A 16,863-nucleotide genomic window follows, 5' to 3' on the forward strand; every position below is an offset into this window, starting at 1 on the left:
TCTCACACTATAATTCATCCAAGAACTGGAGTTGATTTTTTTGCAATCCAAAAGACCCCGTTTCAATCCGCTGATCCTTGCTCTGGCGCTGGCGGCGGTGCTGATGGTCTGGTCGGTGCTGGGCGGCACCGGCTCTGCCAGCAGCTCTTCCATGGAGTATTCCACGGTGGTGCATTACTTTGAAAGCCTGCAGGTCACGCAGTTCTCGCTGGACCTGAACACCGGTGTCATCACCATGAACCTCAAGGAAGGCGGCAAGAACAACCTGCCCCTGCCCGATACCACGTCCCAGAGCACCACGCAGGCCACCGGCGGACTGCTGAGCGGTATGCTGTCCTCCTCGGATGAGGATACTGCTGCGCAGAAGAACAGCGACGGCACTGTGACTGTGCGCTACAAGCTGCCCTATGCATCCATGTTCGTCAAGTATGTAGGCGACTACATTGCCGCCTACGATGCCGCAAACCCGGATGCTCCCATGGTGTACGATTATACCCCTGTCAAGGAAAGCATCCCATGGATGGAGATCCTGTTCTATCTGGCAATGCTGGGCTGCACCGGCTTTTTGCTCTTCTCCATGATGCGCGGTGGCGCTGGCGGCGGCGGGATCATGAACGTTGGCAAAGCCAAGGTGAAGGACGAGCACGAGAACCAAAAGACAGCCACCTTTGCCGATGTTGCCGGTGAGGACGAGGAAAAGGAAGAGCTGAAAGAGGTCGTGGAGTTCCTGAAAAGCCCGGAGAAGTTCAACACTCTGGGCGCACGCATTCCCCACGGCGTGCTGCTGGTAGGCCCTCCGGGCACCGGCAAGACCCTGCTGGCCCGCGCCTGCGCAGGCGAGGCCGGTGTGCCCTTCTATTCCATTTCCGGCTCTGACTTTGTGGAAATGTACGTCGGCGTGGGTGCATCCCGCGTGCGTGACCTGTTCGATAAGGCAAAGAAGTCCATGCCCTGCATCATCTTCATTGATGAGATCGATGCTGTGGGCCGTCAGCGCGGTGCCGGTCTGGGCGGCGGCCACGATGAACGCGAGCAGACCCTGAACCAGCTGCTGGTGGAAATGGACGGCTTTGAGGCCAACGACGGCATCATCGTCATGGCGGCCACCAACCGTGCCGACATTCTGGATAAGGCCCTGCTGCGGCCGGGCCGCTTTGATCGTCAGGTCTATGTGGGCCTGCCGGATGTCAAGGGCCGTGAGGAGATCCTCAAGGTCCACACCAAAAAGAAGCCGCTGGCCCCGGATGTCTCTCTCAGGGTCATTGCACAGCGCACCGCAGGCTTTGCGGGCGCAGACCTTGAGAACCTTGTCAACGAAGCAGCTCTGCTGGCTGCACGCCGCAACCGCAAGGCCATTACCATGGAGGATATCGAGGAAGCTTCCATGAAGGTGATGGCTGGCCCGGAGAAGAAGAGCCGCGTTGTGACCCCGGAGGAAAAGAAGCTGACTGCTTACCACGAGGCAGGCCACGCTGTGGCGGGCTTCTACTGCAAGCATCACCCCCGTGTGCACGAGATCACCATTATCCCGCGTGGTCAGGCTGGCGGCTACACCATGTACCTGCCCGAGAAAGACCGCAGCTACGTGACAAAGGGCGAAATGTTCGAGGATATCGTTTCCAGTCTGGGCGGCCGCGTGGCCGAACAGCTGATCCTGGAGGATATCTCCACCGGTGCTTCCAATGATCTGCAGCAGGCCACCAACATTGCCCGCCAGATGATTACCAAGTACGGCTTCTCGGAGCGGCTTGGCCCTGTGGTGTACGGAACCTCGCAGGAGGAGACCTTCCTGGGCCGCGATCTGGGTCAGGGCAAGGGCTACAGCGAGACCACCGCTGCCGAGATCGACGGCGAGATGCGGGATATCATCGATGAAGCCTACGAGACCTGCCGCCGCACCCTGACCGAGCACATCGATCAGCTGCACGCGCTGGCACAGGCCCTGATGGAACGCGAGAAGCTCAACGAGCAGGAGTTCAACACCATTATGGCGGGCGGCACACTGCCCCCGCGTGAAGGCGATGAGCCGAAGCCGGAACAGTCTGCTCAGACCGTGCAGGCTGCCTCTGCTCAGACCGCTCAGCAGGCCGAAACTGCTGAACCTGCAGAGACCGCTGAGCCTGCCGAACAGGCCGAAACGGCCCAGCCGCTGCCGGAGACCGCTGCACCGGAAACGCCGGATGCACAGGACCCGCAGAACTGATTTGATCCAAACGGAAAGGAGCGAGTGTCGTGGAGGAAAATTTTAACCCGGTCGCACGGACCCGCGCAAACTATTACACCCCCGGCAGCCCGGTGCAGTTCGTCTGCGTGGAGCTGCTCAAGGGTGATGTCAGCGGGGAGCACGCGGTCTGCCTGACCTTCAAGAATATTTCCAAGGTGACCCTGACCGCACTGGAGATCCACTTCAAGTGCAAGGGCGTGGACGGCGTGATCCTGTGCGAGGACCGGTTCGAGTACCGTGACTTGGAAGTAAAGCCCGGCGAACTGTTTGGCATGGACGATGCGGTGTTCGTTACCGCAAAGGCCATCACCAGCGTGGATGTTTCGCTGTGCAACGTGTACAACGGCAAGCGGGTGGTGCATCTGGACGGCATCAAGCGCGTGCGCCTGCCTGCCCCCAAGCGCCTGTCTGCTGAGCTGGAAAAGGCGCTGGAGACCCGCATGAACCGCCCGGAGCTGAAGTATCAGCCTCAGGTGTTTGAAAACGGCTGGTACTGCGCCTGCGGTGCCTTCCACCCGAAGGAGGAGGATACCGTGTACTGCTCGGAGTGCGGCTGCGACCGCATCCTGCTGCAGAACGCGCTGAACACTCTGCTGCAGCCGGAACAGCCTGCCCAGACCGAGCCGGAACTGGAAACGCCTCTTGCCCCGCAGGCCGAAGAGCCTACCCGCATTATGGGCGCAGCGCCCGTGCAGGAGGAGCCGACCCGGATCATGGGTGCACCGTGCCGTGAAGCAGAACCACAGCCGGAAGAACCTGCTGCAGAGCAGACCCGTGTGATGGATGCCGGAATGCGGGCACAGTTCCCGAGCAGGGCATCTCATGCAGCTGCGGACGAAGGCACCCGTGTGATGCCTGCTGCAGCCCGTCGTGCACAGCCGATATCTCAGCAGCCGGAGCCTGCCTATGACGACGAGGAAGAATACGAGGACGAGCGCGACAGCGTGGCCGAAGCGCTGATCCGCTGGGTGCCGCCCATCACTGCCATTGTCTGTGCAGCAGTGGCACTGTGCGGCTTCGTGTATTACCAGTTCGTGCTGTAACACAAACAGCAGCGGAGAGGGCGGTATGCCTTCTCCGCTTTTTTGTATGCCAGAAGAAGGGAGAACCATTATGCCGGAAGAAGCCTTACAGGCTGCCTTTGAGATCAAGACTGCCTGCGATGAGATCAGCCGCCGCCTGCTGCGCTGGCACTGGGAGCACAAACCCGGTGCGCACAGCTTGGGTGCATTGCTGGATCACGTTGCACAGCGCCAGCAGGAAAGCCCGGACTACTACGACCGTATGCCGGATCTTTCCGGCAAAAACAGCTGGCAGCAGCTGGATACCACCATTTGTATGCGGGTTCTGCTGGACCCGGAAAAGGATGCCGCCAAACCGCTGGACCTGCTGGGCAATACCAGCAATCCGGGTGCGGCCCGCCGCGCCTGCAATGCTGTGCGCACCGCCCGCAACGAAGCCGCCCACGCCACCGATCACACCGATGCCGCTCAGGCGGCGATCCTGTTCAACGAGGCGGTGGAGAGCTTGGAAGACGGCTATGTGGGCACGGCTTTCCGCGAGAATGAACTTGCCCGCTATTACCGCGATGCAGAAAATTATCTGGCACGCTGCGGCGCAAAGGAGCCGATCGCATCCAGCCGTACGCCGGAAGAAAAAACGGCTGCGCACGAGCCAGCCCGCCAGAGCACAAAGCAGGGCCAGAACCGCAGCACCCAGAGCCGCAAAACGGCCGGCAGCCGTTCCTCCGGCAGCAGAAGCACCACAGCGCGCAGCAGCTCGGCCAAAAGCCGCAGCACGGCAGGCCGCAAAAAGAAACAGAGAAGAACTGGCAATAAAACCGTGTTCATCGTTCTGCTGGTGGTCCTGCTGCTGGGGCTTGCCGTGCGTGCATGGAGCATGGGCGCAGCCTGACCGCCTGTAATGCCCTGCTTCTCAGAAAAAAGCCGTCTTTTGTACACAGTTGCCAGAAAAACAAAAATGCGTTCGGAATAAACCGGGAAAAGCGCATCTTGCGGGATGGATGAAAGCGGTTTATAATAAGCATGAAAACGTTTACACATAACAATGCATCCCAAAAGAGAGAAGTACTGCAAATGACCATCAGTGATATTGCAAAAATGGCGGGTGTATCCAGTGCGGCGGTCAGCCGCTACCTGAACGGAGGCCCCCTGAGCGAACAGAAGAGGGCTGTCATCCGCGAGATAGTGGAAAAGACCGGCTACCGCCCGGATACCGCCGCCCAGACTCTGCGCACTGGAAAAGTGAATCAGGTGGGGGTGATCGCTCCCAGCATCGGATCTCAGTCGGTGGGGCAGATCACGGAAGGCATTGCCAGTGAGCTGGATGCAAAGAACTATCTGCTGCTGCTGGGAAACACCGAGCTGGATGCCCAGCGGGAATTGGGCTATCTGACTGCCATGCAGCGCAACCACGTGGCGGGCATCATCCTGCTGGGCAGCTATTATACCCCTCAGCTGGCGCAGGCACTGAAAAACTGCCGTGTGCCGGTGGTGGTAACAGGCCAGCGTTTTCAGGATGTGGCCTGCGTGTACAACGACGACCGCACTGCAGCCCGGGAACTTGCCCAGCGGATGCTGGACCATGGCCGCAGAAGGATCGTCTATATTGGCGGTACAGAGCGGGACGATGCCACCGGCGTGCAGCGCCGTGAGGGCGTGCAGGATGCGCTGAACGCTGCCGGACTGAACGGCGAACAGATGCCCCGCATCTGCTGCAACGCCTTTACCATGGAGGAGGGCCAGCGCTGTATGCAGGAACTGCTGGTGCGCTGCCCGGATCTGGACGGTGTGGTCTGCGTGACTGACACGGTGGCCTTTGGTGCCATGCGTGCCTTGCGGGAAGCAGGACGGCATGTGGGGCAGGATGTGGGTCTTGCAGGCGTTGGCGACAGCTGGGCTGGCAGCATGATGGAACCGGGGCTGGCAACGGTGCGCTTTTACCAGAAGCAGGTGGGGCAGGAGGCTGCCCGGATCCTGCTGCAGATGCTGGAAGAGAATGGGAGCAGCGGGCCTGTGCGTCAGGTGACGCTGGGCTATCAGATCGTGGAGCGAGGCTCCCTTTGATGATAAAGGATAAAAGTATGGGTCGTAAGCTGATTTTTCTGGATATTGACGGCACGCTGCTGCCGCCGGGTGATATGCTCATCCCGGAAAGCACTCTGGCTGCACTGGATCGCGCCAGAGCAAACGGACACAAGCTGTTTTTGTGCACCGGCCGCAACCACCGCATGACCGAACCGCTGCTGCGGCACGACTGCTTTGCAGGCGCAGTGTGCAGCGCCGGCGGCTATGTGCTGTGCGATGGCAAGACTCTGGTGGATATCCCAATGGAGCCGCAGCAGGCTGAAGGCGTGCGCGCGGCGCTGGAGCGCAATGGCGTGGAGTGCACGCTGGAAGCCCGGGATGCCACCTTTGGCGGAAGCAAGATGGCTGAGAGGTGGAACTTTATCCACAAAAAGAACGATGCACCGCTGAACAGCGAAGCAGAACGCTGGCGCAAAGCCATGGAAGAGGGCATGTCCATCCTGCCGCTTTCCGATTACAAAGGGGAACCGCTGTATAAGATCGTGTTCATTGCCGACCACGAGAGCGACCTTGCCGAGGCAAAGCAGCTCTATGCCGACCAGTTCGTGTTCTGCGAAAGCAAGCTGGACCGCCTGACCGATGGCTTTGTGAATGGTGAGCTCATCAACCGCAAATTTGATAAGGGCACCGGAATCAAGGCCATCTGTGATCATCTGGGCTGCACGCTGGCGGATACCATCGGCTTTGGTGACAGCGATAACGACCTGCAGATGACCGATGTTGTCGGCATCAGTGTGTGCATGGCCAATGGCTCCGAAAACCTGAAAAAGCGGTGCGACCGCATTGCTCCCTCGGTATACGAGGACGGCATTGCAAAGGAGTTCAAGGCGCTGGGTCTGATTTGAAAAAAACAACAAAGGCTGCGGCAGGGATAAGACCCGGGCCGCAGCTTTTTTGCTGCCACAGGGTTTTATAAAACGGAAAAACGTGGTAGAATAAACCAGAATGCCGGATTCAAGGCCCGGCAAAAAGGGAGGAATTGAAATGCGTTCTGTTCTGGAAGTATGTGTGGACAGCACTGCCAGTGCACTGGCAGCAAAGCGCGGCGGTGCCAGCAGGCTGGAACTGTGTGCCGACCTGATCGTGGGCGGTACAACGCCCAGCCTTGCGCTGGTGCGTCAGGTCAAGGCGGAGACCGGCCTGCCGGTGCGCGCTCTGCTGCGGCCCCGGTTCGGAGACTTCTGTTACGACAGCTACGAGCTTGCCCAGATGGAACAGCTGGCTGCAGAGCTGGTGGAGGCCGGGGCGGATGGTATCGTGACCGGTGTGCTGACCCCGGAAGGGCAGCTGGATGCGGATGCCATGCGGCCCATTTATGCGGCGGCGCGCAGGGCAGCGGAAAAGGCAGGCCGTCCGGTGGCGTGTACCCTGCACCGTGCCTTTGATGTCAGCGCCGACCCCTTTGCGGCACTGGAAACGGTCCGGAGCATGGGCCTTTGTACCATCCTCACCAGCGGGCAGGCGGCGAGTGCCCCAGAGGGAGCGGAGCTTCTCGGCCGACTGGTGGAGCGGGCAGGGGACAGCGTGGAAATTCTGGTAGGTGCCGGTGTCACGGCACAAAACATCCCGGCACTGGCCGCACAGACCGGGGCACGTGCGTTCCACCTTTCCGGCAAGCAGGTGCTGCAAAGCCGCATGACCTTCCGCCGCGAGGGTGTGCCCATGGGGCTGCCGGGCTTTTCAGAGTTTGAGGTATGGCAGACGGGTGAAGAAAACATTCGTGCTGCACGGCAGGCACTGGATGCAATCAAGAACAACTAAAACGAAAGCGCTCTCCCACGGGAAACCCCGGCGGAAGAGCGCTTTTTATGATGATGAATTTGAAGGGTGAAGATAGCTTAGTAATGCAGCTCGTCGCCGGTCAGTGCTTCCAGCACCGGCAGCATGGCAGCGGCTTCGGCTTTGGCAGCGGGCAGATCCATATCGCGGTAGTTGCCGCACTCCACTTCGCTGGCACCGGGCACAGCGCCCTCAAAGCCAGCCATGAAGCGGAAGGATTCCACCGTCAGCTCCAGTGCCTCGGCGGGAGTCAGGCCGCGGGTGAGCAGATAGAAGCCGGTGCGGCAGCCCATGGGGCCAACGTAGATCACGCTGTCCTGAAAGGCGCTGTTGCGTGCATAGGTGGCAAACAGATGCTCCAGCGTGTGGGCGGCACCGGTGGACAGGTAATCGCCGTGATTGGGCCTTTTCATGCGGATGTCCCATGTGAGAACATCTCCGTCCTGACGGCTCAGATACATGCCGCGGTCCAGTTTGGTATGGTCAACACAGAAGCTTGCAATGCGTTCCATGATCTTCTCCTTTGGCTTATGCCTGCAGGCGCTGCACGCTGCCGTGAGCGCAGTCCACAGCGATCATCAGACCGTCGCGGATGTGGCTGGTAGCACCGGCGGCACCCACAACGGTAGGCTTGAGCAGGGCCTTGCCAGCAATGGCAGCGTGGCTGTTCAGGCCCGGCTCTTCCACCACCAGAGCGGCGGCATCACGCACGTAACTCAGCATTTCGTTGCTGGTGGAGGGCACCACCAGAACCATGCCGGGCTTGAACTTTGCACGTACCTCTTCCAGCGTGCGGCAGACGCAGGCCTTGCCGGTGGCGCTGGTCACGTCGGCATTCTCGCGGCCAACGCCCACACCGGTAGCCAGACAGTTGCCTACCATGTGGATCTTGATCATGTTGGTGGTGCCGGACACGCCCACAGGCACGCCTGCGGTCACAACGGCCAGCTCACCGTTGTGCAGGTAGCCGTTCTCCTTGGCCAGAGAGGTGGACATCTCGATCAGCTCATCGGTGCTGTGTGCCAGAGGCATCATCAGCGGGGTGATGCCCCAGCTCAGGGCCAGCTGACGCTGCACCTGCTCCTTCATCACGCAGGCGATGATGGGCTGCTCCGGGCGGTACTTGCTCAGCAGACGGGCGGTGTTGCCGGACTCGGACACGGTGACGATGGCGGCAGCGTTCACGTCCTTGGCGGTCAGGCAGGCAGCGTGTGCAGTTGCGTCGCTCACGCTGATCTTGCCGGTGTTCTCGGTGAGGGGAACAAAGCGGGCGTGGTTCTCCTGCTCGGTGCGCTCAGCAATGGCAGACATGGTCTTGAGGGCCTCCACGGGGTAAGCACCGGCAGCAGTCTCGCCGGAGAGCATGATGGCAGAGGTGCCGTCGTAGATGGCATTTGCCACGTCAGAGATCTCGGCGCGGGTGGGACGGGGGTTCACGATCATGCTGTCCAGCATCTGGGTAGCGGTGACGATGGGCTTGCCAAAGGAGAAGGAGCGCTCGATGATATTCTTCTGAATGCCGGGCAGCTCGGTAAAGTCGATCTCAACGCCCAGATCGCCGCGGGCCACCATGACAGCATCGGCTGCAGCCAGAATGCTGTCGATGTTGTTCACGCCCTCACGGTTCTCGATCTTGGCGATGATGCGGATATCGGAATCATACTCGTTGAGCAGGTTGCGGATATCGTACACATCCTGCGCGGTGCGCACGAAGGAAGCAGCGATGAAGTCAAAGCCCTGCTGTGCGCCAAAGATGATATCGTCGCGGTCGCGCTGGCTCATATACGGCATGGACAGATGCACGCCGGGCACATTGACACCCTTCTTGTTCTTGATCTTGCCGCTGTTCAGCACCTTGCACACGATGTCGGTGTCGTTCACGGTGACGATCTGCAGCTTGATCAGGCCGTCGTCCAGCATGATGGTGCCGCCGGGCTGCACGTCCTGCGGCAGGTCCTTATAGGTGATGGAGCAGATCTCCTTGGTGCCTTCCACCTCGCGGGTGGTCAGGGTGAAGGTCTGGCCGGCTTCCAGCATTTCAGTGCCGTTCTTGAAGTCCTTCAGGCGGATCTCGGGGCCTTTGGTGTCCAGCAGGGCGGCGACCGGCTTGCCCAGCTCTTCACGAATGGCCTTCAGCTTTTCAAAGCGGCCCAGATGCTCTTCGTGAGAGCCGTGGGAAAAATTAAAACGGGCAACATTCATGCCGTTGGCGACCAGCTCGCGCAGAACGCCTTCCTGATCGGTGGACGGACCCAGAGTGCAGATGATCTTGGTTTTTCTCATATACTTTTACTACCTCCAACTACAACTTCACATTCTCTATTTTGCGGCAGGCTGTCGTCGTACAGGCAGCTGCGCGTGGCCAACGAGAAAAATCCCGTGCTGTGGTACAAAAGCGGAAAAATTCTGTAGTTCAAAACCTTTCCATTTACTATTATACCCGCTTGGATACAATAGGGCAAGAAAAAATTCAAGCTGCGCTGCAATTTTTTTGGCAGCTAAGATGTCTTTTTCATGAAATAACGCAGCAACGAACAAAAACGCCAAAACGCTTCGTTGAATTGTGAACGAAATGACGAACATTTTGGTGAAAATGACGGATATTTGCAGCACAGCAAAAACGCTTGCATCCGGCACAGGATTTGCTTATAATGATAAGTAAAGATAGTATCACTTATCCGGGGCAGGTCCCCGGAAGAAATGGAGAAAAAACGATATGGAAAAGCGTGTTTTTCTGATCGTCCTCGACAGCTTTGGCATTGGCGCAGAGCCGGATGCCGCAGCGTTTGGCGATGAGGGCACCAACACCCTGGGTGCCATTGCAAAACACCCCAACTTCAACTGCCCCAACCTGCAAAAGATGGGCATGTTCAACATTGATGGCGTGACCGCAGGCGAAAAGACCGCAGCGCCCATCGGCTCCTTTGCCCGCCTGCAGGAGCAGAGCATGGGCAAGGATACCACCATTGGTCACTGGGAGATCGCCGGTGTGGTAAGCCCCAAGCCGCTGCCCACCTTCCCGAACGGCTTCCCGGATGAGCTGATCCACGAGTTTGAGGAAAAGACCGGCCACAAGGTGCTGTGCAACAAGCCTTACTCCGGCACGCAGGTGCTGAAGGATTACGGCGAGCAGGCCATGAAAGAAAACGCCCTTATCGTCTACACCAGTGCCGACAGTGTATTTCAGGTGGCCGCCAACGAAGAGCTGGTGCCGGTGCATGAGCTGTACCGCTACTGCGAGATCGCCCGCGAGATGCTCAAGGGCGAGTACGGCGTGGGCCGCGTGATCGCACGCCCCTTCCTGGGCCACACTGCGGATACCTTCTACCGCACCACCAACCGCCACGACCTGAGCCTCAAGCCGCCCCGCGCTACCATGCTGGATCTGCTGAAGGACGCGGGCAGGGATGTGATCGCTGTGGGTAAGATCTTCGATATCTTTGACGGTGAGGGCGTGACCGAGAAGATCAAGACCACTGGCAATACCAACGGCATCGCCTTCACCAAGGCGCTCCAGACCCGCGACTTTGAGGGCCTTGCCTTTGTAAATCTGGTGGACTTCGATATGCTCTACGGCCACCGCCGCGATGTGGCAGGCTATGCCGCCGCTGCTACGGAGTTCGACAGGTTCGTGGCAGATTTCATCCCCGGGATGCGGGAGGGCGATCTCCTGATGGTGACGGCTGACCACGGCTGCGACCCGTCCTATACCAAGACCACCGACCACACCCGCGAGTATGTGCCGTATCTGATCTGCGGCAAGGGCGTGAAGCCCGGCGTTGACCTTGGCACCCGTCTGTGCTTTGGCACCATCGCCCAGACCATCTGCGAGTATCTTGATGTGGATGCTTCCTCTCTGGACGGCAAGAGCGTCTGGAACGAGATCAAGGCATAATGATTTTATAGAATGAGAAAGCCGCCTGCATTGGTTCAAGATGCAGGCGGCATTTTTATGCAGTTTATCGGCACGGACTTTCTGGTGAAAAAGCAAAACAGGAAACGACCGCAGTTGTTTCCTGTTTTGCAAATAAAATAATATTTCCACGATAGAGTCCGGAGCTTGCGCGGAGGACATTTTAAATCGTCACGCGGCTTCGTTCTGCTGCGAAGCGGCATCCTGAATGGCATCCCAGATGGAGGAAGCTGCATTGTAGATGGACGATGCAGCCTGTTCCACCTCTTCCTGCGTGGGCAGGGAGATGGACGGTGCTTCTCCGGCCGTATCACCGCTGCCGGTCTCGCCCTCGGCGGGAGCTTCCGGCTCCTGCGGCTGGGTGTCGGCAGGCTGCTCTGCATCTGCAGGCTGGTCGGCCGGGACAGTCTCTTCCGGCAGGCTGTCGGCGGGCACTTCCTCGGGAACGCTCTCCGCAGGCACCTCCGAAACAGCGGCGTTCGGGTCGGTGGTGGGGGTGAACACCTCGGTCTTTTCCGGCTTCTGGGTGGTGTCGGCAACGGTGCCCTCACCGCCCAGCACGGACGCGATCATTTCCTTGGCCTTGCTCACAGAAGCATCGTCCGGTTTCATGACGTAGAGCTTCTGTCCCTTGGCAGAGTAGCACTTGGTGCTGCTGGAGCTTGTGCCGGTGACGGTGTAGCTTTCAATATCCCACTCGGCAAAGTCGCTCAGCTGCATCCGCACCAGCGCACTGATCTGATCCTGTGAAAAGCTGGTCACAAAGCAGTCGGCTGCGGCATCCATGATCTTGGAAAAACCCATCAGCAGGGCAGGGGACTTGATCTTGTTCAGCATGGCATCGATCACCTTCATCTGGTTGATGCCGCGCTGGATATCGCCGGATGCAAAGGCGTGACGCTCACGGGCAAAGGCCAGAGCGGCCTTGCCGTCCAGATGGTTCCAGCCCTCCACAAAGGTGGTGGGGTCATAGTAGCCGGGGCTGCCCACAGAAGTGAACGCCTGATCGGAGTAGACATCCACGCCGCCCAGCGCATCGATGATGCTGATGAAGCCCGCAAAGTTGATGCGGATGTAATGGTCAACATTGACGCCGTACAGATTGCCCAGTGTGGCCATGCTGGTTTCCACGCCGTACAGACCGGCGTGAGTCAGCTTATCCTTGCTGTCAGTGCCGGCAAGGTCTACGTAGTAGTCGCGCGGGGTGTTGATCAGGGCTACCCTCTTGGTGACAGGGTTCACGGCAGCAAGGATATTCACGTCGCTGCGGGCATTTTCGGTCAGCTCGCCGCGGGTGTCCACGCCGCTGAGGTAGATCACAAACGGCTCCTTGGTGATCTTGTTGGCCTCGGCACCGGTGAGCAGGCCAGAGGTCATGCTGCCCAAGGCAGAAAGGCCCTGCTGGGCCCAGAAGCAGCCCAGCGCCATGGCAGCGCACAGGAACACCGAGAATACCCGGGCTACCTTGCCGGGAACATTGTATTCCTGACAGCGCTTTACCAGCAGCCACAAAAGTGCCAGCAGCGCGGCCAGAATGACCAGATACAGCACCGGCAGCATCTGGGTGCGCCACAGCTGCACCAGTGCCAGAATGCTTAAAATACCTTGTAAGATCAGCAAAATTTTCCCCCACTTGGAAGGTACTGCCACGGCTCCATCCACGGGCGGCTGGGCCTTGGGCGGTACGGGTGTGTTGTGGCCGCTGCGCGGCGGCTTCTGGGGAGGCTGGGCCGGAGGCGGTGTGCTGGGCTGTTCCGGCGGAAGCTCGGAAAAAAACGCCGAGCTGTCTACCTCGATGGGCGCAGTGTCCTCAGAGCCTTCCTTGCGGCTGATGTGCCGCAGAGAACGGTAATCTTCGTGGGAACGATCGTTTTCATCCATCATTCAAAACCACTCCTTTTTGTCAGGAAACAGGTACAATGGTCAGCACTGCACGGGCCGGAAGGCAGGTGGCGGTCTGATCTTCGTTGGAAAGCCAGCCAAAGCCTTCACAGATGTGATCCGGGCAGGGCGAATCCACGAACCGGGCTGCACCGTCCTTGATCTGGATGTGGACGGTATAGTAACCGGTGTCCACATCATAGGTCTCATCCACGTCCAGCGGCAGGTTCATGGTGGTGTTGTTGTCGCCGTAGATCAGCTCGGCCCGCAGCCCGGAGCCGGAAGCGTGCACGCGGCGTACCACCAGCAGCACAGCGGCAATGGCCAGAATGACCACGGCAAACAGAAGATTGGCAAGCAGCTTTTTGTTTTTCATGCGTTAGTCCTTGATCTGTAATTGTTCCAGCTCGGCCAGCCACAGTGCGGCACAGGCATCGCTGGGCATCCGCCAGTCGCCGCGGGGCGAAAGGGTCACGCTGCCCACCTTGGGGCCGTCGGGCAGGCAGCTGCGCTTGAACTGTTGGGCAAAGAACCGCCAGTAGAAGTTGCGCAGCCACTTGTACAGAACACTGTCCGGGTACTCCGGCCGGCCTGCGAATGCAGCCTTTGCCAGCCGGAAGATCTTGGCTGGGCCAAAGCCGAAGCGCAGTACCTGATACAGGTAGAAATCGTGCAGCTCGTAGGGTCCCACAAGGTCCTCGGTCTTCTGCGCGATCTCGCCGTCCTTGGCAGGCAGCAGCTCCGGGGAGACGGGCGTATCCAGAATATCCAGCAGCACCGTGCGCAGAGCATCGGCGGCGGCAATGTCGGCTTCGTAGCGCACAAGGTGGCGCACCAGCGTTTTGGGCACACCGGCGTTCACACCGTACATGCTCATGTGGTCGCCGTTGTAGGTGGCCCAGCCCAGCGCCAGCTCCGAAAGGTCGCCGGTGCCCACTACAAGGCCTCCGGTGCGGTTGGCGGTGTCCATCAGCTCCAGCGTACGCACGCGGGCCTGACCGTTTTCAAAGGTGACATCCAGCACGCTCTCGTCCTGACCGATGTCCGCAAAATGGCTGTGCACGGTGTTGGCGATATCGATCTCTTTAAAGGAGACCTGCAGCTCATCGCACAGGATCTCTGCATTGCTGCGGGTGCGCTTCGTGGTGCCAAAGCAGGGCATGGTCACAGCCAGCACATCCCGGGCGGGGCGGCCCAGCTGCTTCATGGCACGCACGGCCACCAGAAGCGCAAGACAGCTGTCCAAGCCGCCGGAAATGCCGATAACGGCGGTCTTTGCGTGGGCGTGTTCCAGCCGCTTTGCAAGGCCGTCGGCCTGCATTTTCAGAATCAGCTCACAGCGCTCGGCGCGGCGCTTGGGGTCGCCGGGCACAAAGGGTGCGGGGTCGATCCAGCGGGTCAGCGTGGTCTCTGCCGGTTCCAGATCGAACTCCACGGTCTGGTAGCCCTCGCCGCTCAGCTCAAAACTGGTGTTGCGGGCACGCTCGGCTTCCATGCGCTGGCAGTCGATCTCGGTCTCGGCACAGCCGCCGTCAAAGGGAGCGTTCTCCGCCAGAATAGTGCCGTTCTCGGCGATCAGGTCGTGGCCGGCGAACACCATGTCCTGCGTGCTCTCACCGTGCCCGGCGGAAGCATACAGGTAGCCGCACAGCAGGCGGGCAGACTGGTTGGACACCAGCGCCCGGCGGTACTCGGCCTTGCCGACGGTCTCATCGCTGGCGGAAAGATTTGCGATCACGGTCGCACCGGCCAGCGCGTGGAAGGTGGAGGGCGGCAGGGCGCTCCACAGATCCTCGCAGATCTCCACACCTAGCACAAAACTGGGCATCTGGCGGCAGCGGAACAGCAGGGAAGTGCCAAAGGGCACCTGCTGACCACACATCTCCACCAGCTCCACCTCGGTACTGCCCGGGGTGAACTGACGCTTTTCGTAGAACTCGCCGTAGTTGGGCAGATAGGTCTTGGGTACAAGGCCCAGAATGCGGCCATGGCACAGCACGGCGGCGCAGTTGTACAGCTTGCCGTGCACCAGCAGCGGCAGGCCCACCAGAGCCACCACGTCCAGCTCCTGCGTTTCAGCCAGCAGGGCGCTCAAAGCGTCCAGCGCGCCGGTCTGCAGAGTACGCTGCAAAAACAGGTCGCCGCAGGTATAGCCGGTCAGGCAGAACTCAGGGAACACGGCCAGCTTTACGCCGCGGGCTGCGGCTTTGTGCAAAGCATCCGTGATCTGCCGGACATTATAGGCGCAGTCGGCCACCCGCAGTGCGGGAGAAAGGGCGGCTGCTTTCAAAAAACCATCTTTCATCGGAGGATTTCACATCCTGTCTTTCTTAGTTGACTGCAATTTCCTGCAGTGCACATAGTATACCACAAACAGACCCAAACGGGAAGTAAAAGAACAATGACAAAAACAAAACAGCCGCGCTCTCTCCATCTCGCACTGCCCGACGAAGAAAGCGGGCAAGACAAAAAATAAAAAATCCCACACAAAAATGTGCGGGAATCAAAGACTGAAAAATGGAAAACGAGATAGACCGTAAGCCGGGTTCTGTATTAAACGACGATCTGTCTAGACCTGCCATTGCTGACAGGCTCGTGCCGCCTTCGGGACACGCGAGCAGCGCTGTACGTCCCATATAGGCGTTGCTTCCGGTAGGGTTTACAAAGCCGCATGGTCACCCATGCGCTGGTGAGCTCTTACCTCGCCGTTTCATCCTTACCGCATTGCTGCGGCGGTTTGTTTTCTGTTGCACTTTCCCTAAGGTCACCCTCGGCTGCCGTTAGCAGTTACCGTGCTCTGTGAGGCCCGGACTTTCCTCAGAGCGGTCAAAGCCGCCCCGCCGCCGTATGTTCCACTCGTTTTCCGCTCCTCATGATACCATAAAAAAGAAGGATTTGCAAGTAGAAGCCTTTTTTGATATAATATCTTATACATTTTTATGTTTTTTGCGCAGGAGGTGGGGGTGCATATGTGGCTGTTTTTTACGGTGCCCGATACGCTGCAGACCCAAAACGGAGTGCTTCTGCGCAATTTTCTGCGCCAGTGTGCCGTCTCCACCGACCTTGCCCGTGCAGTCAAGTTCCGGGGCAGCGGCTTTTTTGCGGATGGAGAGCCTGTCCTTGCCAACCGCAGGGTGTACCCGGGGCAGACGGTCAGCTTTGAGCTGCCGCCGGAAGGGGAAGGCGTGGCCCCACAGCCGGAGATCCCGGTAAACGTGGTCTATGAGGATGCCTTTGCAGTGGTGCTGGAAAAGCCGCCGCATCTGGCCGTGCACCCCACCCTGAACTACCCCTACGATACCCTTGCCAACGGGTATGCGGCATGGGCTGCGCAGCAGGGCATCAGCCCGGTGTTCCGCCCGGTGAACCGTATCGATAAGGACACCAGCGGCCTTGTTCTGGCTGCAAAGCACGCCTACGCTGCGCCGCTGCTGGCCCGGAATGTGGAAAAACTCTACTATGCCGTTGTGGAGGGGGAGCTGCCGCTGGGTCCGGGCGTGATCGACGCGCCCATTGGCCGCCAGGCGGAGAGCATCATTGGCCGCTGCGTGACCCCGGACGGCAAGCCCAGCCGCACCGAGTATACCATATTAAAGGCAGAAAACGGCCTGAGCCTTGCAGCCTGTGTGCCGGTAACGGGCCGCACCCATCAGATCCGGGTGCATTTTGCGTCCATCGGCCACCCGCTGGCTGGGGATGACCTTTACGGCGGGAGCCGGGAGCGCATTGGGCGGCAGGCGCTGCACTGTGCAAGGCAGAGCTTCCGGGTGCCGGTGTACACCCCGGTGGAGGGCGGAATCCGGGTGAAATGCCCGGCGAATGGAAATAACTGGAAGACTGTTGCGGCAGAAAGCCCGATGCCGCAGGATATGAAACAGCTTTTTGGTGAAAAGTAAGTGAAAGAACCGCCCAAATTTTGTGACAATGCTTGTTTCAAAGACGGCAGGGTGTATAATAAA

14 protein-coding genes and 1 other RNA gene are annotated in these 16,863 nt (G+C 59.4%); 8 read left to right on the forward strand and 7 right to left on the reverse strand.

What is annotated here, in order from left to right:
• Positions 1-31: 31 nt before the first annotated feature.
• The 6 genes from ftsH (at position 32) to DWV57_RS01195 (ending at position 7,092) form a co-directional block, all read left to right on the forward strand.
• A complete protein-coding gene (ftsH, locus tag DWV57_RS01170) occupies positions 32-2,203 on the forward strand; it encodes an ATP-dependent zinc metalloprotease FtsH (RefSeq protein WP_120019677.1) in 2,172 nt (723 codons plus the stop codon).
• Between the two features lie 29 nt (positions 2,204-2,232).
• A complete protein-coding gene (locus DWV57_RS01175; RefSeq protein ID WP_120019678.1) occupies positions 2,233-3,267 on the forward strand; it encodes a hypothetical protein in 1,035 nt (344 codons plus the stop codon).
• Between the two features lie 70 nt (positions 3,268-3,337).
• Entirely contained in the window at positions 3,338-4,138 is an 801-nt protein-coding gene (locus DWV57_RS01180; RefSeq protein ID WP_165853635.1) for a hypothetical protein, read from the forward strand.
• Between the two features lie 182 nt (positions 4,139-4,320).
• Positions 4,321-5,310: a LacI family DNA-binding transcriptional regulator gene (locus DWV57_RS01185; protein ID WP_120019679.1), complete on the forward strand. Its 990-nt coding sequence runs from the start codon at positions 4,321-4,323 to the stop codon at positions 5,308-5,310.
• Between the two features lie 17 nt (positions 5,311-5,327).
• Positions 5,328-6,176: an HAD family hydrolase gene (locus tag DWV57_RS01190; protein WP_120019680.1), complete on the forward strand. Its 849-nt coding sequence runs from the start codon at positions 5,328-5,330 to the stop codon at positions 6,174-6,176.
• 139 nt (positions 6,177-6,315) lie between these two features.
• On the forward strand, positions 6,316-7,092 hold the full coding sequence (locus DWV57_RS01195) for a copper homeostasis protein CutC (RefSeq protein WP_120019681.1): 777 nt from the start codon (positions 6,316-6,318) through the stop codon (positions 7,090-7,092).
• A 77-nt stretch (positions 7,093-7,169) separates the two neighbouring features.
• On the opposite strand, the gene DWV57_RS01200 is transcribed toward DWV57_RS01195, so the two are convergent.
• Genes DWV57_RS01200 through DWV57_RS01210 form a run of 3 tightly spaced genes read right to left on the reverse strand, consistent with a single transcriptional unit; the run spans position 7,170 to position 9,747 of the window.
• Entirely contained in the window at positions 7,170-7,622 is a 453-nt protein-coding gene (locus DWV57_RS01200) for an S-ribosylhomocysteine lyase (RefSeq protein WP_005940027.1), read from the reverse strand.
• A gap of 16 nt (positions 7,623-7,638) precedes the next feature.
• Positions 7,639-9,393 carry a pyruvate kinase gene (gene pyk, locus DWV57_RS01205; RefSeq protein WP_120019682.1) on the reverse strand — a complete coding sequence of 585 codons (1,755 nt, stop codon included), beginning with the start codon at positions 9,391-9,393 and terminating at the stop codon, positions 7,639-7,641.
• Positions 9,394-9,429: 36 nt separating this feature from the next.
• Complete coding sequence (locus tag DWV57_RS01210) at positions 9,430-9,747, reverse strand: hypothetical protein (protein ID WP_120019683.1); 318 nt, start codon at positions 9,745-9,747, stop codon at positions 9,430-9,432.
• Between the two features lie 79 nt (positions 9,748-9,826).
• Between DWV57_RS01210 and DWV57_RS01215 the strand changes: the two genes are divergently transcribed.
• Positions 9,827-11,005 (forward strand): phosphopentomutase, encoded by a 1,179-nt coding sequence (locus tag DWV57_RS01215; protein WP_120019684.1) that lies wholly within the window; start codon positions 9,827-9,829, stop codon positions 11,003-11,005.
• Positions 11,006-11,194: 189 nt separating this feature from the next.
• On the opposite strand, the gene DWV57_RS01220 is transcribed toward DWV57_RS01215, so the two are convergent.
• The 4 genes from DWV57_RS01220 to rnpB form a co-directional block, all read right to left on the reverse strand.
• Positions 11,195-12,907, reverse strand: coding sequence for an LCP family protein (locus tag DWV57_RS01220; protein ID WP_120019685.1), 1,713 nt, complete (start codon positions 12,905-12,907; stop codon positions 11,195-11,197).
• A 19-nt stretch (positions 12,908-12,926) separates the two neighbouring features.
• Positions 12,927-13,280 carry a NusG domain II-containing protein gene (locus DWV57_RS01225; RefSeq protein WP_097774802.1) on the reverse strand — a complete coding sequence of 118 codons (354 nt, stop codon included), beginning with the start codon at positions 13,278-13,280 and terminating at the stop codon, positions 12,927-12,929.
• 3 nt (positions 13,281-13,283) lie between these two features.
• Positions 13,284-15,209 carry an NAD(+) synthase gene (locus DWV57_RS01230; protein ID WP_120019686.1) on the reverse strand — a complete coding sequence of 642 codons (1,926 nt, stop codon included), beginning with the start codon at positions 15,207-15,209 and terminating at the stop codon, positions 13,284-13,286.
• A gap of 216 nt (positions 15,210-15,425) precedes the next feature.
• An RNA gene (gene rnpB, locus DWV57_RS01235) (RNase P RNA component class A) lies at positions 15,426-15,763 on the reverse strand.
• Positions 15,764-15,873: 110 nt separating this feature from the next.
• Between rnpB and DWV57_RS01240 the strand changes: the two genes are divergently transcribed.
• On the forward strand, positions 15,874-16,800 hold the full coding sequence (locus DWV57_RS01240) for an RluA family pseudouridine synthase (protein WP_120019687.1): 927 nt from the start codon (positions 15,874-15,876) through the stop codon (positions 16,798-16,800).
• The last annotated feature ends 63 nt before the right edge of the window (positions 16,801-16,863 follow it).

It is taken from the genome of Faecalibacterium sp. AF10-46 (genome assembly GCF_003604105.1).
GTDB classification, from domain to species: Bacteria; Bacillota; Clostridia; order Oscillospirales; family Ruminococcaceae; genus Faecalibacterium; species Faecalibacterium taiwanense.

What these genes read in the sequence shown, in the direction of transcription:
- DWV57_RS01195 (WP_120019681.1), top strand. Translation starts at nt 6,316, where the DNA reads ATGCGTTCTGTTCTGGAAGTATGTGTGGACAGCACTGCCAGTGCACTG.
- DWV57_RS01240 (WP_120019687.1), top strand. Translation starts at nt 15,874, where the DNA reads ATGTGGCTGTTTTTTACGGTGCCCGATACGCTGCAGACCCAAAACGGA.
- DWV57_RS01230 (WP_120019686.1), bottom strand. Translation starts at nt 15,209, where the DNA reads ATGAAAGATGGTTTTTTGAAAGCAGCCGCCCTTTCTCCCGCACTGCGG.
- pyk (WP_120019682.1), bottom strand. Translation starts at nt 9,393, where the DNA reads ATGAGAAAAACCAAGATCATCTGCACTCTGGGTCCGTCCACCGATCAG.
- DWV57_RS01185 (WP_120019679.1), top strand. Translation starts at nt 4,321, where the DNA reads ATGACCATCAGTGATATTGCAAAAATGGCGGGTGTATCCAGTGCGGCG.
- DWV57_RS01200 (WP_005940027.1), bottom strand. Translation starts at nt 7,622, where the DNA reads ATGGAACGCATTGCAAGCTTCTGTGTTGACCATACCAAACTGGACCGC.
- DWV57_RS01190 (WP_120019680.1), top strand. Translation starts at nt 5,328, where the DNA reads ATGGGTCGTAAGCTGATTTTTCTGGATATTGACGGCACGCTGCTGCCG.
- DWV57_RS01225 (WP_097774802.1), bottom strand. Translation starts at nt 13,280, where the DNA reads ATGAAAAACAAAAAGCTGCTTGCCAATCTTCTGTTTGCCGTGGTCATT.
- DWV57_RS01180 (WP_165853635.1), top strand. Translation starts at nt 3,338, where the DNA reads ATGCCGGAAGAAGCCTTACAGGCTGCCTTTGAGATCAAGACTGCCTGC.
- DWV57_RS01215 (WP_120019684.1), top strand. Translation starts at nt 9,827, where the DNA reads ATGGAAAAGCGTGTTTTTCTGATCGTCCTCGACAGCTTTGGCATTGGC.
- DWV57_RS01220 (WP_120019685.1), bottom strand. Translation starts at nt 12,907, where the DNA reads ATGATGGATGAAAACGATCGTTCCCACGAAGATTACCGTTCTCTGCGG.